Raw genomic sequence first — 25,723 nt, forward strand, 5'->3', positions numbered from 1 at the left:
TATATGACATATAAAAAAACACCTTGTCAATTTTTCCTATACTGTGACAAGGTGTTTTTGACTGAAAGGAATTTGTAACTACTTAGTAGTATAATTATGAGGATGATTAAATAATGAACTTTTATACATAAGGAGATAAGACTATGGCAAAAAACAAATTATTACGAATGGACAATGTCAGCATCGTTGTAGAATCTCTTGATAACGCAATCTCTTTCTTTGAGGAGATTGGCTTGAATCTCGAAGGTCGAGCCAATGTCGAAGGTGAATGGGCTGGTCGCGTAACTGGACTCGGTTCTCAGTGCGTAGAGATCGCTATGATGGTCACTCCAGATGGCCACAACCGAATTGAACTTTCGCGATTTCTCACCCCTCCTACTATAGCAGATCACCGAAAAGCTCCTGTAAACGCCCTCGGTTATCTACGCGTCATGTTCACCGTTCAAGATATTGACGAAATGGTATCGAGACTCACTAAGCATGGTGCAGAGCTCGTTGGCGAAGTAGTTCAGTACGAGAACTCGTATCGTCTCTGCTACATTCGTGGAGTCGAAGGAATTTTAATCGGTTTAGCGGAAGAACTCGGTAATAAATAAGCAAGTGACGTTTTATAAAAAGGCACTATCATTGAATAAAACGTAGACTCTTAAGCGATTTTATTATTATATTTTGAACCCCGTCCTAGCTTTAGAACGGGGTTATGCTTGTTTGAGCTTTTAAAATTAAATAACTTTATTATCATTTTACATATAGATTTCAAGGATCTACCCAAATAGCTTTCATATTACCGATATCCCAAAATCATTATAATACAATGAAAATATTCGTTATACCCTTTCCTAGGAAATATAACTAACTCTTCTCACTTTTTATCACATATATCTTTTCACTCTTTCTCTTGAAAAAACGATCTATATTCATTCAAAATAACTTTCTTCACATTCGAATAAAAAACCATCATGAATAGTGCAACTCCTAATACAAATACTTGTATTCCTTCATAATCAATGAATGCACTCATAATTAGCAATCCAAACCCAATATAAAAACCAAAATCATTCTCTTTCTCAAAATCCTCATCTTCTTCATCAATATGTATTTTTTCTTTAATATTCTGTTTCCCTTTTATTAACTCATCAAGCGTAACATTGTACATTTCGCTTAGTAAAATTAGATTATCAATATCAGGATAACTTTTATCATTTTCCCATTTGTACACTGCTTGCCTCGTCACACCAATCTTTTTAGCAACATCCTCTTGCGAAAACCCCTTTGATTCTCGTAGTTTTTTTAGCTGCTCTCCTATGCTCATAACGTCCCCTCCTTTAACAAATTATTACATAAAAAGAGATATAAATGAAAGAAACCATTAGTAAAACTCTCTGTAAACCATTCGTTTACACAATTAAAAAAAGAGGGAATAGCTCTATATTTAAGCTATTCCCTCACTTCTATTAAAACAGATGAATGTTTTCTTTTTTACAAGCTGCACGTAAATCGTCAGGCCATACAGAAGATTGAACTTCACCGATATGTGCTTTACGTAAGAAGTACATGCACATTCTTGATTGTCCAATGCCACCGCCGATTGTTAATGGTAGTACGTCTTCTAATATACCTTTATGGAAATCATACTCACGTTTGAAGTCTTCACCAGTTTTCGTTAACTGCTCATCAAGCGATTTACTATCAACACGAATTCCCATTGATGATAACTCAAATGAAGATTGTAGTACTGGGTGCCAGAATAAAATGTCACCGTTTAATTTCCAATCGTCATAATCAGCTGCGCGTCCGTCATGCTTTTCACCTGAACGAAGTGCATCACCAATTCCGATAATGAAGACTGCACCGTGTTCTTTTGCAATTGCATGTTCACGATCTTTCGGTGTTAATTCTGGATATTTATCTTCTAATTCTTGAGAAGTAACGAAAACAATTTCTTCCGGTAAATACTTTCCAAGGAACGGATATTTTTCAAATAAGTGATCTTCTAAATCTTTGAATATTCCATAAATTGTTTGTACTGTTTTTTGTAAGTATTCAACAGTACGCCATTCTTTTTGAACGATTTTTTCCCAATCCCATTGGTCAACATAAATGGAATGCGTTGCATCAAGTTCTTCATCACGACGAATCGCGTTCATGTTTGTATATAAACCTTCACCAGCTTCATATCCGTATTCATGTAATGCAAATCGTTTCCATTTCGCTAGTGAATGAACAATTTCTAATTCTTCTCCTGAATGTAACATATCAAATTCAATTGGACGTTCTACACCGTTTAGGTGATCGTTTAATCCTGATTTTTTCGTTACGAATAATGGTGCAGATACGCGGAATAGTTCAAGGCGTTTTGCTAATTGGTCCTCGAAGAATGTTTTAACTTCCTTAATTGCGATTTGAGTCTCTCTTACTGTCATTAATGATTGATACATGGTGGTTTCCTCCTAAAATGTTTGGATGTTGTGAAAAGAAGCCAACAAAAAAAGCCCTTCTTTCCCAAAAAACTGGGACGAAAGGCTTTGGTTCCGCGGTACCACCCAAATTAGCAACAGAGGTTGCTCACTTATACAATACGGAGATGAAATATCTCGATACTGTTCTTCTTGTAACGGCGAAGTTCCCGGCTAAGTCTACTTTCCTATAAAGGATTTCGGTTAGCAACTCCAGGAGGTTCTTCATAATAGGCTTCGTATCAGGCTCACACCACCCCTGACTCGCTTAAACTACGTCCTACTACTACTCGTCCTTTCATAGTCGTTTTGTTGTCACATCTCTGAAACATTTTATTAATGATTATTCTATACAAAAAATAAAGAAAGTCAACAAAAAGTTTTAAAATGTTTTTCAATTCTTTATTTTACGGCTTTATTGATTGTTGTTAATTTAACATCTTTACTTTTTCTGCCTCGTCAATCCAAAAAATGTTTCACTGACCGAAACTAACGTATACACAACAATTAATGTGATCGTTCGGAATATAGAATCTGCAGTATTTCTTATTATTTTCATTTTCTTTATAATTCCTTTCAGTTTACTTGCAAATTCATGTTATACTATAGCATTCAAGCAGTTTATTTTTACTTAAAGCAATCATAGTCATTTATAAAGAGTATTTTCTAAATCATTGACTATTATCAAATAAGATTTTTATATAACGGAGTGATCATATGAGTAAAACGAAAGCAAAACCGAAAAAAGGTGTAGGACAAGGTACAGGAAGTAAAGGATGGAACCGTTGGCAATCAAGTGCAAAGAAAAAGGCAGCTGCCAAACCATACAAAAGTAAAGGTACAAAGAAGTAATTTAAATAACATTTGATTTCTTTACTTTGTACAAAACAAAATATAATTATTACAACAAAAAAGCTATGCCCTCATAAATTTGAAGGCATAGCTTTTTTATATTAAATCATTAAAATATCTCGAATTTCTTCCTCTGTGATTGAGGACAATTTCTCTTCTCCCGGCTCAATCACTTCAGCGATTAAATTTTTCTTACTTTCTTGCAGTTCATGCATTTTCTCCTCAATTGTTCCCTGAGCTACTAGCTTTATAACTTGCACTGTATTTTTTTGTCCCATTCGATACGCCCTATCGGCCGCTTGTTGTTCAACAGCTGGATTCCACCATAAATCATATAATATTACTGTATCTGCACCAGTTAAATTAAGTCCGGTACCACCAGCTTTTAAAGAAATGAGAAATAGATCTCCTTCTCCTTCGTTAAACCGATCGCACAGCTCTACACGATCCTGCGCTGGTGTACTCCCGTCTAAATAAAAGTATGGAATTGCTTGTCGATTTAACTCACGACCAATAATGGAAAGCATCTTCGTAAATTGAGAAAAAATTAATATTCTCTTCCCTGTACTTCTACATTCCTCTAAAATCTCTAACAGTTGTTCAAATTTAGCTGAACTTCCTTTGTAATCATCAACAAATAAAGCGGGATGACAACAAATTTGTCGCAATCTCGTTAAACCAGCTAAAATTCTAATTTTATTTTTACGTAACGTGTCTTTGTCTAAATGCTTTAACGTTTCTTCCCTTAACTTCGCTAAATAAGCAGCATAGAGACTCTTTTGATCGGGTAATAACTCCGATGATTGTAAGTGCTCTATTTTCTCTGGCAACTCATTTAATACGTCCCCTTTTAATCGTCTTAATACGAATGGTTTCACTCGCTTCGCTATATCTTCACGCCTTAAATCACCGAACTCTTTTCTTCCTGGTAATAATTCCGGGAAGACGACATGGAAGATAGACCATAGCTCTTCTAATGAATTTTCTACAGGTGTACCAGTTAGTCCGAAACGGTATTCAGCTTGAATTGTTTTCACAGCTCTTGCCGTTTGCGTTGTAGGGTTTTTAAACGCCTGTGCTTCATCAAGAAATAGTGTATGAAATGGTCTTGCATATAATCTTATATCTCTTCTCAGTAATGGGTATGACGTGATTACGACATCAAATTCCGTTATATCTTTCAAAATTTTCCGGCGCTCTGCTTGGTTTCCATCTGCAATAACTGCTCTAATATGCGGGGCGAATTTTTTCAATTCACTAAACCAATTATAAACAAGAGATGATGGTGAAACGACTAATATAGGCAGTTTCTTTTCTCGAATCTCAGGCAAAACAGAATCTATAAAAGCAATGCTTTGCAACGTTTTTCCAAGTCCCATATCATCTGCTAAAATACCGCCAAAACGGTAATGAGCAAGTGTTTTCATCCATTCGAACCCATATACTTGATACTTTCTCATTTCTGCATTTAAAGTATTTGGCACAGCAAACTTTAATTTTTTCGGGTTTTGAATGTTTTCTACTAACTCTTGAACAGAATCATCCAAACTTAAAACATTGCCTTCATGAAGTCCGTTCATCCATTTTACACTTCGAATAAGCGGAACATTTACCTCTTCTCCATGTAAAAATTCTTTCCGAATACCTGATTCTTTTATAAACTGATTAATTTCATTAAACTCTTTACTCTCTAGCGATAAAAACGAACCATTCGCCAATCGATAATATTTACGTTTCTCTTCAAGGGCCGCTAATACACCTTTAATTTCTGCTTCTGGTATTCCTTTTATATCAAAACGAAATGACAACCAATCAATTCTTTCTTTTCTTCTCACTCTAATAAGAGGAACTGCATCCCCTTTACTAATTCGCAATTTGATTGCTGTCGTCGCATAAATATCAACTAAACCTTTTAATGTTGGCACAACGTGATATAAAAAGTTATACTCAGCTTCTTCATTATGCATAAAGTAACCGCCTTCTGTTTTTGCAAAAGCACTTTCACTCATAATGTCTAAAATCTCTTTTTCCTTTTTCTCATCACGATTAAAAACAGACGGCTGTCCATCCTCTTCTAGCGGATTAATCATGACGTTCCCATAGTGAAATTCAAGACCTGCTAATAAGCGATTTTTCACGCGGTCTAAATACAATTTCGCTTTTAGCGAAGGTGTTTCAACACGATCCGATATTACTTCATCAATGTGTACAGTTCCAAGCTTCATTAATCCTGGTACAACTTTCGCGACGAAATGTTCCATCTTACTTTCTGGAATATAAAACTGATTACTATTTGAGCGACTCATCATCTTTTGTAATTCAATAAGTCGCATACAATCTTCAATGTGTAAGTGATATAATTTCCCTTCGTAAAGTGCATTGTTATACATATCCATAACTTGTACACGATTTAAACCCTCTATATGAAGTGTAAATCCGCCATTATTTCCCTTCGTAAATTCAAAGTGTAACGGCAACAAACCTTTTGAAACTTGTAATCCCTGAAACAGTTGTTTATTTTGTTTCAGCTGTACATATTCAACTTTAGAAAGTGAAGAGAGCATATCTTTCCATGAAGCTGGTGGTATAAATATCATACTTTCATCTTGTTTCGCATGTACTTCTAGCGCATCCTCATACATTTTTTCGTTATGATACATTTTAATGAGCTGCTGAATAATTGCATCCGTTTCTTGTTTAAAACTATGTACATCTGGTGTATATGTAAATTCATTTGAACAATGAAAAGACTCTCTTTTCTCCACCTTAGAAAGAAATTCTCTAATATGATTTATGAAATACACTTTGGCAAGTTTCAATTGAATTCCAAGAAGAGCACCACCACTTCTCGTAGCAACTGGTGTACATATAAACTCAATATCTAATATTTCACGTGTATCAAAACGGTGTTGTTTACTTTTTGGCCTCAGTGGTTTGTCTGCAAACAGCTGGAACATACCACTTGTCAATTGATCATTTCTGTTACTAGTGGAGCTCATTCCACCTGTTTGTTGATTATAGTTTATTTGTATTAATACTGCTGCAACATGTTGACAGTACGTTTGAAAAGACGCTAATGAAGGACAACTACATTTTGCAACAACATCACCCTTTTTGGCTTTTGCTACTGTAACATGGAAATCCTCGTTCCCTTTTACTGTCGCCTCACAAATTTCTTTATTTTCATCGTAATGATCTATTATCACTTTATTTGATTTATAATAGGCTTCACCTCTTTTATATGAGGTCTCTCCGCACACTTCTTTAATAATCGATTTATTCAATGTGAAACTCATCGCTTTGACACTTCCTTAATATAAAACCATTTTCTCTTACTTAACATTTTACATGCTCCACGAGAAAATATAAAATGTTGATTTAACAAAAAAAGATGCTTATTTATAAGCATCTTCTTCACTCTATCTCCATCAACCTCTTCGCCTCAAAATACAACACTTGAATAAACTTCTTCGTATTAATTCGCGTATGACCAGAAGATGCGAGTTCATCTTTCGTCATTTCTGTCATCCGTTTTCTAACTACGGTGAAATCGAAAAATTTTGGAGCATAGCTTTCAAATTTTGGATTTGAAAAGTCTGTTAGTCCTAAAGAAGCCAAATGATTTAACGACTGATAAATAGCTCGACGTACTCTTTGTTCAGACGCTTTTTTCTCTTTATCAATATCCGCACCTAAAGCTAGATCCCCTAATTTCTTTATCGTAATATGATGAAAAATTTCTTTTAACGCAGGAAAGCCAAACTCAAATGTCTGTGCCTTTTCTTGACCATATAAATATTCCAGCATACTAAGTAAATCTTTACTTCCATTCTCTCCCGCAATACCGAGTTCTGATAGTAAAAAGCGTCCTAAATCCCCTATCTTTTTTCCTTCTTGCACTGGTTCAGTACGCAATTGCGGTTTTTCCCACTGAAACACGTTATTCAATGATTTTTGAATATCATGTATAGAACGCTCCAATCTAATACGCTCCATCACTTTGCGTACAACAGATACAACTTCGATTTTATTTAATGGTTTTGTAATATAATATTCTACACCAAGTGTATATGCCTCACCTATAAGCTGCTTCGATTCCACTTGAGAAATCATAATAATTTTCCCCGTGAAAGTTGACGCAATGTGACGAACTGTTTCAATTCCGTCCCTCATCGGCATCAACAAATCAATAAATAAAATATCTACTTTTTTAAAATTTAGTTGATCCGCTTCAATAAAAGCTCCGTCATCCGCCTCACCAATTACTTCTCCAAGATCTCCATCTTCAATAATTTGCGAAAGCATCGAACGGAAAACTTCATCATCGTCTACGATATAATAAAACAAATCTATTCACCTTCCCGCTTTAAACTACCCTCTGGTAAACAAACGATAAACTTACATCCTCTTTTATTTTCTCGGCCTTCTAATCTCACTTCTCCGCCTAGCTCTGTTACCATTTCATTTATGTAAGAAAGCCCAATACCAGTTGACGGTGTTCCCGTTTGATCATACTTGGAAGTAAATCCTGGCTTAAATACTAATTTCTTATACTTTTGTGCAATACCAGGTCCATCGTCAATTACTTCAAAAAATATATGTTGATCTCTTTTATATAGCTTAATAATAACGACACCTTTATCTTCAATTGCTTCAACTGCATTTGCAGCGAGGTTATTAAAAATTGATAGAACTGTATACACGTGGTATGCAGCATGCTCACCTTCTATATGTTTAGAAAAACGTATATCCTTTTCTAGCATTTCAGCATACTTCTCGTTTATTCTAACAATCATTTCTGCTAACTCATGTCCTTCTACATATTCAGCCACATTTTTATCTAATAACAGTTTAGATAACCCTGCAAATATCCTTTGGTTATCCTTTTTTATTTCATGCACTTCCCCCGCTATTTTCAATGCTGTTTTACTACTTGAATCAGCGCTTACTTGTAAATTTCGATATAGTTGATATGCTTCTTGTGTAATTAACTCCGCATTTTGTAACGTCTTTTTCAAATGAACAGATTCCACATATAAATTAGAAAGATGCATTAACATATTTTCATTTTCTTTTCGAACTTGCGATTCTTTTAATTTCGTTTCATATAAATTCATCATATTTAAAAAACCAAGTGCAAAGAAACTACGAAAAATAGCAATGATAATAAGTTTATTTACTTCAGAAATCGTTATTGTTGTACCGAGTACTAACATGTGATAAAACGCAAGTTCTGACATACTTGCAACAATTTCAATTGAAATTCCAAGGCATCCAATAATGATTGGTTTCTGATGGAACTTATTTACCCTGCAAAGCGAAAAAAGACTGCCATAAATAAAATAATAGAAGAACACAGGATAACGCAAATAAAATGATTCTGTCATATGAAATGAACCTTGCATGATCCAGTCAAGACATACTCGAAATAAGACTACAGATATACCAACAAGAATACCTGCAACTCCTGCTGGTACTCTTCTTAAAAATAATAATAAAAAGAAGAATAGCGGTGTACCGAAGCTAACTCGAAACGTATCATTAAAGGGATGAAAGTTCAGCTCCCCAGCAATCGGAACAACGACCATTAATATAATTAAAAGGGACATATCTTTCTTCCATAATTGATTCCAATTCAAAGGTGCCACTTCCTATACTTTTTTCAGTAGTAAAAGCGAAAGCCCGCTTATTGTTATAAACGGGCTTTTTTTCTATATTCTAACCTTTTCTACCGCTTTTATTTGGCGATACTCTGGCTTCCACATTGCTTCTTTCACTGCCATCTTGATATCGTTATCACTTAAGTTCACTCTTGCAACACCTTCTGCAACTGCAACTTTCGCTACTTCAATTGCAACCATTTCTGAGATATTACGTAATTCTTCGACCTCTGGTAAAATAGGTGCGCCTGGCTGACTTGTATCTACCATACTTGCAACTGCTTCAGCAGCTGCTGCGAACATCCCATCCGTCATAACGCTTGCACGTACTACAATTGTTCCAAGACCAAGCCCCGGGAAAATAAGTGCATTATTTGATTGCCCGATAACGTACGTTACACCGTTATACGTAACTGGTTCAAATGGACTTCCTGTTGCAACTAACGCTCTTCCTTCTGTCCATTCAATTAAATCTACTGGTTTTGCTTCAGCAAGTGGCGTCGGATTCGACATTGGCAAAATGATTGGTCTTTCTACGTGAGAAGCCATTTCTTTAATAATCTCTTCTTTAAATGCGCCCGCCACAGTAGATGTACCAATTAAAATTGTCGGTTGTACATGTTTCACAACTTCAGCAAGTCCGATTACATCATTTTCTTTCCACTCACTTACTTCTGCTTCTTTTCTTGCATATGGAATTTGGAAATCAAGAAGATCTTCCATGTTATCTGTAACTAATCCGTTTCGGTCAATACACCAGAAACGATTATGTGACTCTTCTTCTGATAAGCCAGCACGGACCATTGCATCTCTTACTTGATCTGCGATACCGATTCCAGCTGTACCAGCGCCAAACACAACAACGCGGTGTTCACTCAGTGGTACACCAGAAGCTTTCACCGCTGATAATACAGCAGCAAGTGAAACTGCACCTGTACCTTGAATATCATCATTAAACGTACATACGTCATGACGATATTTATCTAAAATTTTTCGTGCGTTACGAGAGCTAAAGTCTTCCCAATGTAAAAGTGCTTTCGGGAATTGTTTGTTTACCGCTTGAACAAATGTATCAATAAATTCATCGTAAGATTCACCTGTTATACGAGGGTGACGATTTCCAATATAAAATGGGTTGTTTAATAGTTCCTCACGGTTTGTACCTACATCTAATATTACCGGTAATACGCGGCTAGGATCGATTCCAACTGCGGCAGTGTAAACAGCTAATTTTCCGATTGCGATATTAATACCGCCAACACCCCAATCACCAATTCCTAATATACCTTCTCCATCTGTTACAACGACTAAATCAATATTTTCAGCTGTTGCACCGATATTGGCAAACGCTTCTTCAATACCTGATGGGTCGTTAATTGATAAGTAAATACCACGTGGTTTACGATATTCATGGCTATACCTTTGAATTGCTACACCGACAGTTGGTGTATATACAATCGGTAACATTTCACGTAAATGATCTGTTAATATACGATAAAATAATACTTCATTTCGATCATGTAACGCAGTTAAGTATACATTCTTTAATAAATCATCCGGCTGCGAACTAAATTGTTCGTATGCTCGGCGTGCCTGTTCTTCTAACGTTAAAACCGCTGGCGGTAATAACCCTTTTAAACCTAACTCTTCTCTTTCATTTTGTGTGAAAGCTACCCCTTTATTTAAAAGTGGTGTTGATAATACTTCTGCTCCTCTTAATGTTGTTTCTAATGCACCATTAGAAGCTACTGTAAACTTGCTCATAACATCCCTACCTCTATTCATATATAGCATTTCTATATTGTAAACAAAAAAGAGGGGCTTGTCCCCCCTCTTCTTTTAATTTTTCTTTAAAAGAGTTGCTCCTGCAATCCCTGGATGTGTCATTTCGAATGGATCTAGAATTAACTCTAAGTCTTCTTGTGACAGTACACCATTTTTCACACAAAGTTCTCGAACGGATTGCCCTGTCGCAATTGCTTCTTTCGCAACGCGAGCTGCAGCTTCATAACCGATATGAGGGTTCACGGCTGTAATAATTCCTACACTTTTCTCAACATACTCTTTTAAGCGATCTTCATTCGCTTCAATTCCTTTTAAGCAATTATCTGTAAAGGCACGGAAACCGTTATTCATAATGCTAATTGATTGCAGTAAGTTGAAAACAAGTACTGGTTCCATAACATTTAATTCTAATTGTCCTGCTTCTGAAGCAAGGCAAATCGTATGGTCATTACCAATTACTTGGAACGCAATTTGGTTAATAACTTCTGGCATAACAGGGTTTACTTTCCCTGGCATAATAGAAGAACCTGGTTGACGAGCTGGTAACATAATTTCAGCTAAACCAACACGTGGACCTGATGCCATTAGACGAAGGTCATTCGCAACTTTAGACATATTCATCATACATACTTTAAGTGCTGCAGATACTTCAGTATAAGCATCCGTATTTTGCGTCGCATCTACTAAATCTTCTGCACCAACAAGCGGTAATTCACTGATTGCAGCTAAATGTTTTACAACTGCTTCAATATATTCTGGATCTGCATTTAAGCCTGTACCAACTGCAGTCGCTCCCATATTTACTTCATATAAATGTTGACGTGATTGCTTAATACGTTTCATATCACGTTCAAGTACGCGAGAATACGCTTTAAATTCTTGTCCAAGGCGAATTGGCACAGCGTCTTGTAAATGTGTACGACCCATTTTAATAACATGGTCGAACTGTTCTGCTTTTAATTCAAATACATCATGCATATAACCCATCGTTTGTAATAAGCCTTCTAATGCATTTAATGTTGCGATATGAATCGCCGTTGGGAATGCATCGTTTGTTGATTGCGCCATATTTACATGACTATTTGGACTAATATAGTGATAGTCTCCCTTTTCCATTCCTAATAATTCAAGAGCACGATTGGCAATGACTTCATTTGCATTCATGTTCATTGAAGTACCTGCTCCGCCTTGAATTGGATCTACGATGAAATGATCATGCCATTTTCCATCAAGAATTTCTTGAGCAGCTTCTGCGATCACGCCACCCTTGTTCAATTCCAATCTTCCTACATCTGTATTCGCAAGTGCTGCTGCTTTTTTTACAATTGCGAATGCTCTAATTAAACCTTCATGGATTTTGTATCCTGTAATTGGGAAGTTTTCAACTGCACGCATTGTTTGTACGCCATAGTATGCATAGTTTGGTACTTCTTTTTCACCTAAAAAATCTTTTTCAATTCGAACACCATTTTTAACTTCAGTTAATGTTGCCATGATTATTCACTCCTTAACGATTTCTTATGCTGCTTTTGTTTCTTTGACTGTTTCTACATATTGTTTTGCTTTCTCATTATCGAATTCGCCTTCCCACTTCGACATAACAATGGCCGCTAATGCATTTCCTAATACATTGACAGATGAGCGAATCATATCTAAAATGCGGTCAATTCCCGCAATTAACGCGATACCTTCTAGTGGTAGCCCCATTGAACCTAACGTTGCTAATACAACAACGAACGATGCACCTGGAACTCCCGCCATACCTTTGGATGTTAACATGAGAACGAATAATAACGTTATTTGCTCCGTTAGTGACATGTGCACACCGTACATTTGGGCAACAAACAATGCCGCTAACGCTTGATAAATAGCCGATCCAGTCAAGTTAAATGTATAACCTGTCGGAATTACGAAAGAGGCAACTGCCTTTGGACAACCGAACTCTTCCATTTTTCTCATTATATTAGGTAAAACAGCTTCTGAACTTGCTGTCGTAAACGAAAGAATCAGTTCTTCTTTTAAAATTTTTATTAATGTAAAAATGTTTACTCCAACCATTCGTGCATTAATACCTAATACAATCACAACGAATAGTATAACAGTTACGTATACAGCTAGCACTAGTTTTCCTAGCGGAAGTAATGTTGCTACACCAAATTTTGCAACTGTAACGGCAATTAATGCGAATACACCAAATGGTGCAAATTTCATAACTTGATTTGTAACCCAAAACATTGCTTCGAGTACGCCTTCAAAGAAGTTAAAAACAGGCTTTCCTTTTTCCCCAATTGCCGCAACTCCTAAGCCGAATAATACTGAGAAGAATATAATCGGTAATAGGTCACCTTGTGCAATCGATTCAAATACGTTTTTTGGTACAATGTGAACAATTGTCTCAGCAAAACCTTTCTTCTCCGTTGCATCTGCTGTTTGTTTATAAGAAGAAATATCACTTTGCTGTAAATTACTCATATCAACACCAGTACCTGGTTGGAATATATTCGCTGCAAGTAATCCCATTAAAATAGCAATCGTCGTAATAATTTCGAAATAAAGAATTGTCTTACCGCCCAGTTTCCCAAGCTTTTTCATATCTCCTACACCAGCTACCGCAACAATTAATGCTGAAATAACAATTGGTACTACAATCATCTTAATTAAGTGAATAAATATATCCCCAATTGGTGTGATATAAGAAATCGCCGTTTTATTGCCATAAAAGACTGCCCCTACTACAATCCCTAAAACAAGCGCGACAAAAATTTGTGTTGCCAATCCGAATTTTTTCATTTATGTTCATCCCCTTCATGCGAACGCTTTCAATTTGAATTTATAAAAGCTACTCACACATCTTATAAGCGAACCTACAAAATCATACAAAAACCTACAAGTTCGTCACAAAAAATTCAAATATTTTTCTTCTTTTTTTCATTGACACCATTTTGTTAAAAAACGATAAAATAAACTTGATAAGCAATCAGATTATTTCGTATAATCAAAAAGATATATACTTACAACAAATCAAAAGGAAAAGGAGTGGATGTTATGAAAAACTATACAAAGCAATTCGTCCTATCTTCTTCTTTTCTTTTTCATTTTCTTAAAAAGGAACAAAGGCATTCGCCTTTGTTCCTTTTTTATTGCGATCTATATAGGGGGAATTGTTATGAGACCATATAAACGTGTCTTAATTAAATTAAGCGGCGGTGCACTTGCCGATCAAACTGGAAATAGCTTTAACTCCAAACGATTAGAACATATCGCAAACGAAATTTTATCCATTGTTGATTTAGGTATCGAAGTATCCATCGTCATCGGTGGCGGTAACATTTTTAGGGGGCATCTAGCTGAAGAATGGGGAATCGATCGCGTAGAAGCTGATAATATCGGTACACTAGGTACAATCATTAACAGCTTAATGCTTCGCGGTGTTTTAACAAGTAAAACAAATAGAGAAGTACGCGTTATGACTTCCATTCCATTTAATGCAGTAGCTGAACCATACATTCGCTTGCGTGCAGTCCACCATTTAGATAACGGTTATATCGTTATCTTTGGAGGCGGAAACGGCCAACCGTTCGTGACAACAGATTATCCAAGTGTACAAAGAGCCATCGAGATGAATAGTGATGCCATATTAGTCGCAAAACAAGGGGTCGATGGCGTCTTTACAAGTGATCCAAAGCATAATAAATCAGCAAAAATGTACAGCAAACTAAACTATAATGATGTCGTTAGACAAAATATACAAGTCATGGATCAAGCGGCATTACTGCTTGCCCGGGACTACAATTTACCAGCACACGTCTTTAACTTTGATGAGCCTGGTGTCATGAAGAAAATATGTTTAGGCGAACATGTGGGGACGTTGATCAATGATGATGTTACGATGCTGGTGCATGAAAAATAATAATTCCCCACCAAAAAGGGTGCCTTTTGTAGGCACCCTTTCCTAATTCATCATCACAAATAGAAGTCAACCAATCCCGCCACTTTCTCCTTACAACGCTCCCAAAAAGATAACTTTTCAAAAAACTCTTTCGTCATTTCTTTCGAATCATGAAAATCCTCTGTTAACGCCTTATTAACTTGTCCTACAATAGGACCACCATAAATATAAAAATTCATTTCATCATTTATATTGAAGCTACGCGAAGTAAAGTTTGTTGTACCAATAACGGTTAATTCATTATCAATAAGCATTAATTTACCATGGAACATTCCTTTTTTATACCCATATACAGTAATCCCATTATTAACAGCTTGACGTATGTATGGATACGCCGCTTCTTTTATAAGAGGTAGATCTGGTTTATATGACCAAAGTATTTTTACTGTAACACCACGCTTTTGTGCTGCGATTAAAGCATTCATGGACTCTTTATTTTTTGCTATAAAATACGGCGTTGCAATTACAATGGAGTGTTGAGCTTGTTTTATGAGCTCTATATATTTTTCAGCAACGTAATGCCCATTGTAACTAGTCATAGTATGTAATGTATTCCCTTTACTAGCTTTATTCGTACTCCTCTTTATCTCTTCTTTCGTATCTCGTTTCCAATCTAAAGCAAACTGCTCTTCTAAATCTTTTGCTCCTTCTCCTTTAAGCCGTACATGATAATCACGCCAATATCCAAATCGCTTATCTTTCCCTAAGTACTCATCTCCTATATTAAATCCGCCTGTATAGCCAATCTCCCCATCAATCGTCGTAATACGGCGATGATTACGATGATGTAGGGAATAAAACCCGAATGGTAATTCCTGTTTTCTACTATATGTAAAATGCACGCCACTTTCCTGTAATTCTTTTTTCACCTTTCTTTCAAATGATAAATCGTTAAGTAAATCGACAGATAAATATACGTTTACTCCTTCTCTCGCCTTCTCTTTTAATAAGTTTAAAAAAGTATGGCTACTTTTATCATCCGACAAAATGAAAAAGTACGTGTAAATAGATTGCTTCGCCTCTCTTATATCAGTAAATAACTGTTTATAAAATGACTTTCCTTCTACATATAATTGAAAATCACTATAATGAGGAGCGTACTCTGTCGGCATATTTTTCCCGACTTCCATTTTTCTTCCGAGCGTAACGTCAATATGCATCCAAATTAAAACAAAAACGAAAATAGTAATTACAATAGAAGTAACTCGCAATATTTTTTTAATCATTTTGATTTCCTTCCGCTCATTTTCTTTCCACCTTTCTATTTTGTCATTCAAATTTAGATTTCATGCTTCATACAAAAAAGGATGCGACTTAACGTCACACCCTTTTCATATTAAATAAAGTTTCTCGCATCATTATTTCTTCCAAACTTATAAATAGCAATTAAGAAGAATGCTACCGCAAAGGCAAATAAGATTAAAATATTTAAATACAAATCTGAAATTGGAATTCCTTGTTGTAGTTTTGATACTGTGTCTAATAGCCATCTCTGCGGAAGAAAATCAGCTACTTTTTGTACCGCTTTTGGCATAATGTCATAAGGAAAATAACATCCAGCCAGTAAACATGTCGGTACAATAATCATATTTTGCAGTGCATTTGCTGATGCTGAGTTTTTCGAAAAAGCGACAAGGACTAACGATATTCCAATCGCTATTAAAGCAAATAGCATGAGTACACCAATCATCACTATGAAAGGCATATTGATATTCGTATGAAAAACATTCGTTAGGAATAGGATTGTAATCAAAATTTGTACTGTTAGTATTATCATATTTACCCCGACATTAGATAATATGAACTTCTTCCCATCTATCGGCGTTGATAATAGTCTAAAGTACGTTCTATTCTCTTTTTCTTTTAAAATATGACCTGATAAGTTCGCTGCTGAAAACAGCATAAACATAATAAGGTAACCCATCGTTTGATTTGTCATATCTTTATTTTTCGAAGTATCTTCTAGCGTCTCAGTTTTCATTTTAAATGAACTTTTTTGATACCCTGCGTACATATTGTCGAATGTACTTTGATCTGTTCCTGCTACTTTACTAATAGCTGCTATATTATCAATATAATTATATAAATATGATTTTATAAATCCTGTTACTTGATCACCTTTAATCGATGAAATTTCAATATGCTCTGGTTCCCCTTCTCGAACACTTTTTGAAAAACCAGAATCTAATGTAATAACTCCATCAAGTTTTTTGGAAGTGAGTTTATCTTCTACTTCAGACTCCTTAACCTTACTCACATTCACATGATTTAATCCTTCTAAAAACTTTATCGTATCATTTGCTATTGGCTCATTTTCTTTATTTACAATCCCGATATTTAACGTTCCTTGCCCTGCATTTCCGTATATCGAGAAGGAAATGAGCGTCCCTATTATCGGCAAGCTAATTATAATGAGTAAACTTTTTTTATTTTTCAAAAGCACAGATAACGTTTTTTGTATGAGCCATAAAATATCCTTCATACTATAGCCCCTCCCGTCTACGTAATGCAATAATTGCAATTAATAAAAAGAGTGCTGAAATTCCAATGTTTAAAGAAATGACTGGTAGTGCTGCCCCTACATCATTTGCATAAATAATTTTCATAACAGCTGTATTTGCCCAAGTTAATGGCGATAAATTCGTAACAAAATTTTCTTCTACTACGAAATATGCACCTCCAAAAATAGAAGCTAATTGCACAACAACCATAATAATTGCCCTAGACGCTTCAGCTGTTTTCGTAATATATCCGATTCCTAAACCGAAGCTAATTGCTAGAAAGACTTGTGTTAATAAAATAAGAAATATGATTCCAAGATGGTCGCCCCAATTCGCTTGAAAAACAAATTTACTAAATAACATGACGAGTAATATGCACAGGGCATTTGCTACTAGGCTACCAAGTACTTTTCCAATGAATATTTCAGCTTTACTTATAGGTGCAGCAATGAGACGATCTCCTGTTTTACGTATTCGTTCTCCTCGAATTAAAGAACTCGCTCCCATCGCAGCATATAGTGCAATCATCGTTGTCATTACAACCGCATAGTAATCCATAGAACCTGGTTTTTTCGCAGCTTGTAAAGATGTTTCTTTTATATAATCATTATGATTTCCATTTGAAATAACCGTACTAACCTTAGTAGGATCTACTTTTGCAACTTCGACCGCTACATTGTACTTATCAACAAATGTTGTAAGCATTCCTTCCACAATACTTCCCTCAATACTACTTTTGTCACTTCCATAAAATTTTGCACCATCTTTATTTAACTCTACATAAGCGGCATATTTATTTTTCTTCACTTCTTCTTTCCCATCTATACTGCCGGAAGCTTTTTTAAAATGAATACCTGATTTATCCACTTCTTTCGTAAATGCTTCAAATGATTGAGAAAACGTGCTACTCGCTTCATCTTTATATAGCACTTGTATATCTTTAATCGAATGACTATCACTATTAAATGCATTCGTTAACGCTGTTCCTAACACAAGCATAAGCACAATCGGAAATGCTAACATAAAAACTAAAGTTCTTACGTCTCTGAAATCTCTTTTAATATGCATAATTGCAATATTGAAGATGTTCAATTGATGAACCTCCCTTTACCTTTTCTTCATTTACTTTTTATTTATCTCGTAAGTTTCTTCCCGTCAATGTAAGGAATACTGTTTCTAAGTTGGGAGCCTGCTCCTCTAATGAACGAATTTCAATATCATGATTGATACAGTATTGAATGATTTTATTTAAATTATTTAATCCCCCATCAGAATTCACTTTAATTACGTTTTCTTCAATTTGAACTGCTTTCACACCGTTTATCTCTTTTAATTTTTCCACGTCTAAATTTTCCACCGACTTCACTTCAATCCAAATATCTTTCGTATCAGTAATAATTGCTTTTAACTGTTCTTTCGTTCCTTCTGCAATTACTTTACCGTGATCTACTATCGCTATTTTTGTACAAATCTCTTCTACCTCTTCCATGTAGTGACTCGTATAAATAATTGTACTTCCCATTTCATTTAATTTACGTACTGACTGCAAAATGTAGTTTCTTGACTGTGGATCAATTCCAACTGTCGGCTCATCCATAATAATTAACTTCGGTCTATGAGCAATTGCACAAGCGATATTCAGTCTTCGCTTCATCCCACCAGAAAAGTTCTTCGGATAGCTTTTCTGTTTATCACTAAGTCCTACAAATTGAAGAGCTTCCTCTACCCTAGCTTTTAATTCGGCTCCTCGTAATCCGTACAATCCAGCAAAGAATTTCACATTTTCATAGGCAGTTAACTCTTCATAAATCGCAATATCTTGTGGAACAATACCGATATTCATTTTCGCAAATCGATTATGTTTCTTTATATTTTTTCCTAGTATGCTAATTTCACCTTCATTACTTCTTAACAAACCAGCAATCATATTTATCGTTGTACTCTTACCAGCACCATTTGATCCTAAAAAGCCAAATATTTCTCCTTCTTTAATAGATAAAGACATATTATCAACTGCGATGAAATCACCAAATTTTTTCGTTAAATTTTTAATTTCTAATGTATTCATCATTTTCACCCCTATTTCGGTTTCTCTGCTTTTAGTATAAACAAAAAGAATGAACCTGCTCAGTGCAGAAGTTCATTCTTTTCACATGAGAATATTCACTTTTTTCATATGAGATGGTTCATCCTCGTACCATTCTCTTTATATTGGCAACAACATCGTTACTGAAAAACCACTTGTCCCATCTACAATAATTTTTCCGTTTACAGACGCCGTTCGCTCCTCCATCCCCATAATACCGAGACCTTTTTTAACAAGAGCTACCCCTTTTCCGTTATCCTTTACTTGCACCTTAACCATCTTGTTAAGCACATGAATATCTATAGAAATAACTGTCGCATCAGCATATTTCATTGCATTTGTTAGTGCTTCTGTAACATTCTCACCGATAATTTTCCACTGAATGGGAGAAATCATATCTAGGTTCCCTTTGTACACGAAAGGAATATTCACATCATTCTTACCGGCAAATTCCTCTATGAATAATTTCATGCGGTGAATGCCAATTTGCTCAGTTGGTGGCTTCATATTTTTTAATGTAATGCGAATACTTTCAATTCCATCTTTTGAAATATGAATTGCATTTTGTAATAACTCCGCAGATTTTTCTTTATCTATCCCCATTAATCTCTTTGCTGCTTCCATTTGAATTAGTGCACCCGTCATCGAGTGGCCAATTTTATCATGAATTTCTTGTGATAACCGATTTCTCTCTTCTAACTTAAATGTGTATTCAGATTGTCTTATGTACTCTTTATTTTCATGTAAGCTTTTCGTAAGTCGTTGCATATCTTTTCGCATCTTATCATTTTGCGATTCAAGCTTTACTACACGCGATATATATCGATCTGCAATAGTTAAAACGAGAAAAGAAAATGCAACAATTAATCCATAAGTCATTCGAATACTTTCATCTGCAATTGTAATTGGGAGCATCATAATGACAAAGCGTGGCCAATTCTTTTCTATGTAATGGAATGTAATTTCGTATAAATTCAAAGGTAAAAACAAAATAAAAAATGGATGAACCCTCCATGTAAATAACATAACTACGCCAATTGACATACAAATTAATATTTTTTTATACGTATCTTTTTTAAATATAGAAATCATTACGTTTACAGAGAGGTAAATAAGTAAAGTAAATATAACCCACGGTAAATTTACTACATTTGCGTAAATATAACTAAACACAATATATAAAAAGACAATTAATTTACTTACAGTTAGCCAAAATTCCATATCATTAATCTACTTTCCCTGTTAAGTAATAAATCGCAATTTGTGTGCGATGTTCAAGTCCAGTTTTCCCTAAAACTGACGTAATATAATTTGCAATTGTTCCTTCAGATATAAAAAGCTGTTTCGAAATTTCTTTATTTGAGAAACCTTTTGCAATTAATGCGATAATACTAAGCTCCCTTTCTGTGAAAAGACTCTTATCAATTTTACATTCTTCCTCTTTACTTTCCATTAAATTAGACTTAATTTTATCGAGGACAACATCTTGCATAACAGTTTGACCGTTATATACTCCTTTTATCGCATCACGAATACGCTCCGGATCGTTATTTTTTAATAAATAACCTTTCGCTCCGTTTTTTACTGCATCCAAAATATATTCATCATCATCAAACGTCGTTAAAATAAGCGGTTTTGTTTTCGTCTCTTCACAAATGAATTTCGTCGCCTCTACCCCGTTCATATTTGGCATGCGAACATCTAATAGAGCGATATCAACGTCGTTCTTTTTGCAATACTCCACTGCTTCTTTCCCATCATTTACTGTATCTACTACTTCAAACTCTTCGTATGTATTTAAAATAATTTTCATGCCCTCTCTAATAAAAGAGTTATCATCTGCTATTAATATTTTAATTTTCATGTTTGTTAGTATGGACCTTCCCCTACTAACATTCACATCCTTTCTCCGTGTAACATTTCCTACTTGCTCATTATATACTTCTCTTTACCATTTTTTCACACCTTTTTTCATCTAGCTCTCCTACAAAAAATATATTATTCTTTTTTATAAAATGTGTAGGGTGACTTATCATTCTTTACGTCTATATAATAGAATGCGTCAAAAAGGAGGGAGAGACCCATTGAGGAAAAACAATTAATTGAAAAAGCACAACAAGGAAGCGAACATGCTTTTCGTATCCTTGTGCAAACATATCGTCATTATATTTTCCAAGTTATCTTTTCTATTTTAAGACATGAAGAAGATGCGAAAGATGTTACACAAGAAGTATTCGTAAAAATTCACGCCTCTCTCCCTAATTATCAATTTCGCGGATTAAAAACGTGGATGGCGCGTATTGCCACCAATCACGCTATTGATTATAAGAGAAAGAAAGCTAGAGAAAGTGAAGAACTCTCCTTATGTAAAGAAGCTGAGGAAAATATAAAGTCCTCTCATAATATTGAGGCTTTATTATTGACGAAAGAGCAGAAATTACTCATCGCTCAAAAACTGAGAGAACTTCCCGAAAATTACCGTGACGTCGTTCTCGCACATTACTTAGAAGAAAAAAGTTATCAAGAAATTGCTTTACAGGAAAACATCGAAGTGAAAACAGTCGAAATGAAACTGTATCGGGCACGAAAATGGATTAAAAAACATTGGAAGGAGGAAGAGTTTCTATGATGCATTATTCAAAAGAAGATTGGCGCAATTATACATTAGATTTTATAGAAAGCAATGAACGTGAATCTATGGAAGAACATCTTTATGAATGTGATGATTGTTTAGCACTTTATATGGAAAGTATTGATGAACAACATGAAAACCTTCCAATGATAAATGATGATTCATTTACGAACGAAGTTATGACGCAAATTAATTTTGAAACACTACAGTCTAATGAAAATATAAAAACAAACTCACTAAAGCGCACAATCATTCACTACATAATTGCGACTGCGGCTACAATTATTTTTATGGTAAGTGGTTTATTCCAATATATTTTTACAGCGACATCAAATTTCGAGAAATCTTCAAAACATAACGAGTCTTCTATCTCACAACAAATTGTAAACAAATCGGTAGACACATCAAAAAAGGACGGAGGTTTAAAGCATGAATAAAAACCCCTTTTTAGCACTTGTATTAGGGCTAATTCCTGGGCTTGGACATTTATACTTAAAAAAGCTAGGACGGTTTATTTTATATAGCGGAGGATCTTTATTTCTATTCTCCTTTGCAGTATTTTGTACAATAGTAGTAAGAGAACGTGATATTGCTTTTCTTTCTCTATTTTTACTAGCTGTTCTATGGGTAATTAACTTACTAGATTTAGTTATCACCATTATAAACCAAACGAAAAAACAAGAAGCTGGAGAATTGACAACATCCTCTAAAGAGAGCGAACGATTTTATATCATTCTCCTATCCATCATCCCTGGACTTGGCCATTTCCAATTAGGACTTATGCAACGTGGACTTACATTTTTAGTAGCTTGCACAGGAATCGGAAGTATGATTATTTTCGTTGCACTTTTAACATCGCAAGAAAGTTTTCTTATCTTCCTTATTACATTACCTGTTTTATGGATTTACAATTTCTTCGATGTTGTTCAGCAACTCCAGAAAAAAGAACGTGGCGAGCAACTAGATGATCGTACTATTTTCGAAGAGTTTGAAGAGCATCGTGAACAAGGAAAGAAGAATAAAACATTTGCTTCTATTTTAGCAATGTTCCCTGGAGCAGGTCATATGTATTTAGGCTTACAACGCCGTGGTCTTCAGCTTATGGCAGCCTTTTTACTATCTATTTATTTACTCGATTTATTACGACTTTCTGCATTTTTATTTTTAGTACCAATCATTTGGTTCTATAGCTTTTTTGATGCGTTACAGCAAACAGCAAAATACGGAAAAGAACGAGTTCAAGACGAACCCATTATCGATTATTTTATAAATCATCAAAGATGGATCGGTATCGGATTAATTACACTCGGTGGTTATTATTTATTAAATCAAACAGTCCTTCCTATTTTGAATGATTATTTTGTAACTATATTTAATATTCATCTTAGTGAACTATATTATCGCTATTTCCAAACATCTATCGTTGCGCTCCTTTTAATTGGCGGCGGCTTTAAATTGTTACTTGGAAATAAAGAAAACAAAGGTGGGACAAACGAATGAGGACTTGGCGTGTTGGAACATTCTCAATGGGGCTTTCTATTATATCGTTAGGATGCTTTTTACTATTTTCAGTCGTAAAAGGAATTCAAGTATTAGATACACTAACTGCATGGTGGCCAGTTTTACTAATCATACTTGGAGCCGAAGTTTTTCTATACCTTCTATTTTCTAAGAAGGAACAATCATTTATTAAATATGATATTTTTAGTATTTTCTTTATCGGCGTTTTAGGAAGCGTCGGAATTGCTTTTTACTGTTTATTATCAACTGGATTACTAGAAGAAGTTCGTCACTCTATTAACACAACGAGGCAAACGAGTAATATTCCAGACGGACAATTTGATATACCTGAATCTATCAAAAAAATCGTAGTAGATGCAGGACATCAGCCTCTAACGATAGAGGGAAATAATACAAATCAAATTCATCTTTTGGGAACTTATGAAATGACGACGAAAGCAAATGAAAAACTCAATTTAAAACAAGATGATTTCCTTTCAGTTCAAACGGCTGGAGAAACGATGTATATCACTTTAAAATCATTACCTGTTCAGCATACGTTATTTAATTCAGCACCACAGGTGAAACCAACGCTTGTTCTTCCGCAAAATAAAAATGTGGAAATCCGTGCTTCAAATAACGAACTATCTCTTTATCCAGGTCAATTACAAAATAATTGGTTTGTACAAGAAAGCTCAAGAGTGTCTGTCCATCTTGCAAAAGAGAGTGATGTATCTTTAACAGCAGTAACGAATCAAAAAGAAACACACGGAAGCACACCTTGGGAACAAGTAGAAGATTTAACGAAAAACGAAAATACTTCTTCAGAAGAACATCCAGAATTAAACAACCAAGAACATTGGTATAAAAATTCGATTAAAACTGGAAATGGCACGTACAAGTTAAATATTGAGAAAGCTTATAATTTAAATATGAGCGTTATTGAAAAATAAGAAAAACCTTCCGCAATTGCGGAAGGTTTTTCTCATATAATCGCTTTAATTCCTTCTAACACTAATCCAATCATAAATCCGCAAACCGCCCCGTTCACTCGGATCCACTGCAAATCTTTACCGACATTATTTTCAATCATTTCGATTAACGTTTTATCATCTAACTTATCAAGGTTTTCTTGTACAAGCTTACCAATTTTCGAATGGTTCTTCTCAACAAGATTCACAACTTGTTTTTGTAACCACTCTTCTATTTTTTGAACTGTCTGTCCATCTTCTTTTATTTTATTCATTTGTTTTTGTAAAAATGGAATAACATATTTATCAGCAAATTCTTCATTATTTACAAAAGTAACTGCTCTTTGTTGTACTTGCTCTAGCATCTCTTTTATTTTGTCAGTAGCATTCCAATTCGCAATCCACTTTTCTTTCCAATTTTCTAATTCCTGTAATAAGGCTTCATTTTCTTTTACATTGATAATTTCTTGACGAATCTTCGCTAATATAAGTTGTCTTGTGCTATTATCAGCCTCTTGTAAGCTGTTAATATTACTAATGATAAACTTCTGCAAAATGCCGCCAATTTTATCTTCATCTACAATATTCATAAATGATTTCAAAGTAAACTGCAAGAATCCATCTACTTTTATATTTTCCATCGCCTTCATACCTAAGCTACCGAGCTGGTAACGAGCTTCATCTTGCGCTGTCCAATCTTTTACCTTCACTAATATGTAATCAAGTGTCTTTTCATCATATTCTTGCACAACTAATTGATCAACAAGCACTTGTAAAATGTTACTTGTATTAATTGTATGCAAATATGTTTTTAATTCTTTTTCAATAATAACAGCTAACTTTTCTGTATCTATTGTAACAATTGCTTTCTCTGCAATCGTTACAATCCCCTTTTTCACAGCATCAGACTGCATTTCTCTCTCAGCAATTTGCAGTACCATTTGTACTAACTGCATCTCTTTTACTTTATTCGTAATACTTTCTTTCGTCAGCCATTCATTTTCTAACGTATGAATGAGTCCTTTCGTTACCCGTTTACGGTTTTTAGGTAACAAAGCTGTATGCGGAATTGGTATTCCCATCGGATGACGGAATAAAGCTGTAACCGCGAACCAATCCGCAAGTCCACCAACCAATCCAGCTTCAAATCCACCTTGTATAATCTCTCCAGCTACCGTTCCTTGAAAAGGGATAGAAGCCGCAAAGCCGACACCCATAACCCCAAGCGAAATACCCGCTATATATTTAGTCTGTAATGACATCGTATACACATCCTCTTATTATGTAAAATAAAGCTTTTTTGTTGTATTTATTCAATATTAGTTATCCTT

22 protein-coding genes and 1 other annotated feature are annotated in these 25,723 nt (G+C 34.9%); of the genes, 7 read left to right on the forward strand and 15 right to left on the reverse strand.

Annotated elements, in window-relative coordinates; genetic code table 11:
• Positions 1 to 143 precede the first annotated feature (143 nt).
• Positions 144 to 596, forward strand: coding sequence for a VOC family protein (locus ACS2FK_RS16050; RefSeq protein ID WP_001107258.1), 453 nt, complete (start codon positions 144 to 146; stop codon positions 594 to 596).
• A 290-nt stretch (positions 597 to 886) separates the two neighbouring features.
• Here the strand turns inward: ACS2FK_RS16050 and ACS2FK_RS16055 are convergent, their stop codons facing one another.
• Together ACS2FK_RS16055 and asnA are read right to left on the reverse strand one after the other, a co-directional pair.
• The gene (locus tag ACS2FK_RS16055) at positions 887 to 1,312 is read right to left on the reverse strand and encodes a helix-turn-helix domain-containing protein (protein WP_063547018.1); all 426 of its coding nucleotides are present in this window, start codon (positions 1,310 to 1,312) and stop codon (positions 887 to 889) included.
• Positions 1,313 to 1,454: 142 nt separating this feature from the next.
• Positions 1,455 to 2,438 carry an aspartate--ammonia ligase gene (gene asnA / locus ACS2FK_RS16060; RefSeq protein ID WP_000284916.1) on the reverse strand — a complete coding sequence of 328 codons (984 nt, stop codon included), beginning with the start codon at positions 2,436 to 2,438 and terminating at the stop codon, positions 1,455 to 1,457.
• Positions 2,439 to 2,508: 70 nt separating this feature from the next.
• Positions 2,509 to 2,767: a binding site (T-box leader), on the reverse strand.
• A gap of 406 nt (positions 2,768 to 3,173) precedes the next feature.
• Here asnA and ACS2FK_RS16065 point away from each other — a divergent pair.
• A complete protein-coding gene (locus ACS2FK_RS16065; RefSeq protein ID WP_000047588.1) occupies positions 3,174 to 3,308 on the forward strand; it encodes a DUF3934 domain-containing protein in 135 nt (44 codons plus the stop codon).
• Between the two features lie 101 nt (positions 3,309 to 3,409).
• Here ACS2FK_RS16065 and ACS2FK_RS16070 read toward each other — a convergent pair whose 3' ends face one another.
• From ACS2FK_RS16070 to ACS2FK_RS16095, 6 genes are all read right to left on the reverse strand, one after another.
• Positions 3,410 to 6,604: a DEAD/DEAH box helicase gene (locus tag ACS2FK_RS16070; RefSeq protein WP_063547017.1), complete on the reverse strand. Its 3,195-nt coding sequence runs from the start codon at positions 6,602 to 6,604 to the stop codon at positions 3,410 to 3,412.
• A 118-nt stretch (positions 6,605 to 6,722) separates the two neighbouring features.
• Entirely contained in the window at positions 6,723 to 7,655 is a 933-nt protein-coding gene (locus ACS2FK_RS16075; RefSeq protein WP_063547016.1) for a response regulator, read from the reverse strand.
• Between the two features lie 2 nt (positions 7,656 to 7,657).
• On the reverse strand, positions 7,658 to 8,956 hold the full coding sequence (locus ACS2FK_RS16080; protein WP_080469767.1) for a sensor histidine kinase: 1,299 nt from the start codon (positions 8,954 to 8,956) through the stop codon (positions 7,658 to 7,660).
• Positions 8,957 to 9,019: 63 nt separating this feature from the next.
• Positions 9,020 to 10,732, reverse strand: a complete 1,713-nt coding sequence (gene malS / locus ACS2FK_RS16085; RefSeq protein WP_063549276.1) for an oxaloacetate-decarboxylating malate dehydrogenase — start codon at positions 10,730 to 10,732, stop codon at positions 9,020 to 9,022.
• 75 nt (positions 10,733 to 10,807) lie between these two features.
• Complete coding sequence (gene aspA, locus ACS2FK_RS16090) at positions 10,808 to 12,247, reverse strand: aspartate ammonia-lyase (protein ID WP_000224199.1); 1,440 nt, start codon at positions 12,245 to 12,247, stop codon at positions 10,808 to 10,810.
• Between the two features lie 24 nt (positions 12,248 to 12,271).
• A complete protein-coding gene (locus tag ACS2FK_RS16095; protein ID WP_000713291.1) occupies positions 12,272 to 13,543 on the reverse strand; it encodes a cation:dicarboxylate symporter family transporter in 1,272 nt (423 codons plus the stop codon).
• A gap of 376 nt (positions 13,544 to 13,919) precedes the next feature.
• On the opposite strand from ACS2FK_RS16095, the gene pyrH reads away from it, so the two are divergent.
• The gene (gene pyrH / locus ACS2FK_RS16100; protein WP_001248059.1) at positions 13,920 to 14,663 is read left to right on the forward strand and encodes a UMP kinase; all 744 of its coding nucleotides are present in this window, start codon (positions 13,920 to 13,922) and stop codon (positions 14,661 to 14,663) included.
• A gap of 53 nt (positions 14,664 to 14,716) precedes the next feature.
• Here pyrH and ACS2FK_RS16105 read toward each other — a convergent pair whose 3' ends face one another.
• The 6 genes from ACS2FK_RS16105 to ACS2FK_RS16130 form a co-directional block, all read right to left on the reverse strand.
• The gene (locus ACS2FK_RS16105; protein WP_063547014.1) at positions 14,717 to 15,928 is read right to left on the reverse strand and encodes a phospholipase D-like domain-containing protein; all 1,212 of its coding nucleotides are present in this window, start codon (positions 15,926 to 15,928) and stop codon (positions 14,717 to 14,719) included.
• A 110-nt stretch (positions 15,929 to 16,038) separates the two neighbouring features.
• Positions 16,039 to 17,184 (reverse strand): ABC transporter permease, encoded by a 1,146-nt coding sequence (locus ACS2FK_RS16110; RefSeq protein ID WP_063547013.1) that lies wholly within the window; start codon positions 17,182 to 17,184, stop codon positions 16,039 to 16,041.
• Position 17,185: 1 nt separating this feature from the next.
• Positions 17,186 to 18,295, reverse strand: coding sequence for an ABC transporter permease (locus ACS2FK_RS16115; RefSeq protein ID WP_001020154.1), 1,110 nt, complete (start codon positions 18,293 to 18,295; stop codon positions 17,186 to 17,188).
• Between the two features lie 37 nt (positions 18,296 to 18,332).
• Positions 18,333 to 19,271 carry an ABC transporter ATP-binding protein gene (locus ACS2FK_RS16120; RefSeq protein ID WP_063547012.1) on the reverse strand — a complete coding sequence of 313 codons (939 nt, stop codon included), beginning with the start codon at positions 19,269 to 19,271 and terminating at the stop codon, positions 18,333 to 18,335.
• 138 nt (positions 19,272 to 19,409) lie between these two features.
• Positions 19,410 to 20,510, reverse strand: a complete 1,101-nt coding sequence (locus tag ACS2FK_RS16125) for a sensor histidine kinase (RefSeq protein WP_063547011.1) — start codon at positions 20,508 to 20,510, stop codon at positions 19,410 to 19,412.
• Positions 20,511 to 20,514: 4 nt separating this feature from the next.
• Complete coding sequence (locus tag ACS2FK_RS16130; protein ID WP_000694106.1) at positions 20,515 to 21,153, reverse strand: response regulator transcription factor; 639 nt, start codon at positions 21,151 to 21,153, stop codon at positions 20,515 to 20,517.
• 282 nt (positions 21,154 to 21,435) lie between these two features.
• On the opposite strand from ACS2FK_RS16130, the gene ACS2FK_RS16135 reads away from it, so the two are divergent.
• Genes ACS2FK_RS16135 through exsE form a run of 4 tightly spaced genes read left to right on the forward strand, consistent with a single transcriptional unit; the run spans position 21,436 to position 24,374 of the window.
• Entirely contained in the window at positions 21,436 to 21,918 is a 483-nt protein-coding gene (locus tag ACS2FK_RS16135; RefSeq protein ID WP_230387339.1) for an RNA polymerase sigma factor, read from the forward strand.
• Positions 21,915 to 22,358, forward strand: coding sequence for a hypothetical protein (locus tag ACS2FK_RS16140; RefSeq protein ID WP_063547010.1), 444 nt, complete (start codon positions 21,915 to 21,917; stop codon positions 22,356 to 22,358). Before ACS2FK_RS16135 ends, ACS2FK_RS16140 begins: the two co-directional genes overlap by 4 nt.
• On the forward strand, positions 22,351 to 23,421 hold the full coding sequence (locus ACS2FK_RS16145) for a hypothetical protein (protein WP_063547009.1): 1,071 nt from the start codon (positions 22,351 to 22,353) through the stop codon (positions 23,419 to 23,421). The genes ACS2FK_RS16140 and ACS2FK_RS16145 overlap by 8 nt, the downstream gene beginning before the upstream one ends.
• Positions 23,418 to 24,374: an exosporium protein ExsE gene (gene exsE, locus ACS2FK_RS16150; protein ID WP_063547008.1), complete on the forward strand. Its 957-nt coding sequence runs from the start codon at positions 23,418 to 23,420 to the stop codon at positions 24,372 to 24,374. Before ACS2FK_RS16145 ends, exsE begins: the two co-directional genes overlap by 4 nt.
• A gap of 32 nt (positions 24,375 to 24,406) precedes the next feature.
• On the opposite strand, the gene ACS2FK_RS16155 is transcribed toward exsE, so the two are convergent.
• The gene (locus ACS2FK_RS16155) at positions 24,407 to 25,654 is read right to left on the reverse strand and encodes a DUF445 domain-containing protein (RefSeq protein ID WP_063547007.1); all 1,248 of its coding nucleotides are present in this window, start codon (positions 25,652 to 25,654) and stop codon (positions 24,407 to 24,409) included.
• Positions 25,655 to 25,723: the final 69 nt, after the last annotated feature.

The sequence above is a fragment of the Bacillus cereus group sp. BceL220 genome, assembly GCF_051776965.1.
GTDB classification, from domain to species: Bacteria; Bacillota; Bacilli; order Bacillales; family Bacillaceae_G; genus Bacillus_A; species Bacillus_A cereus.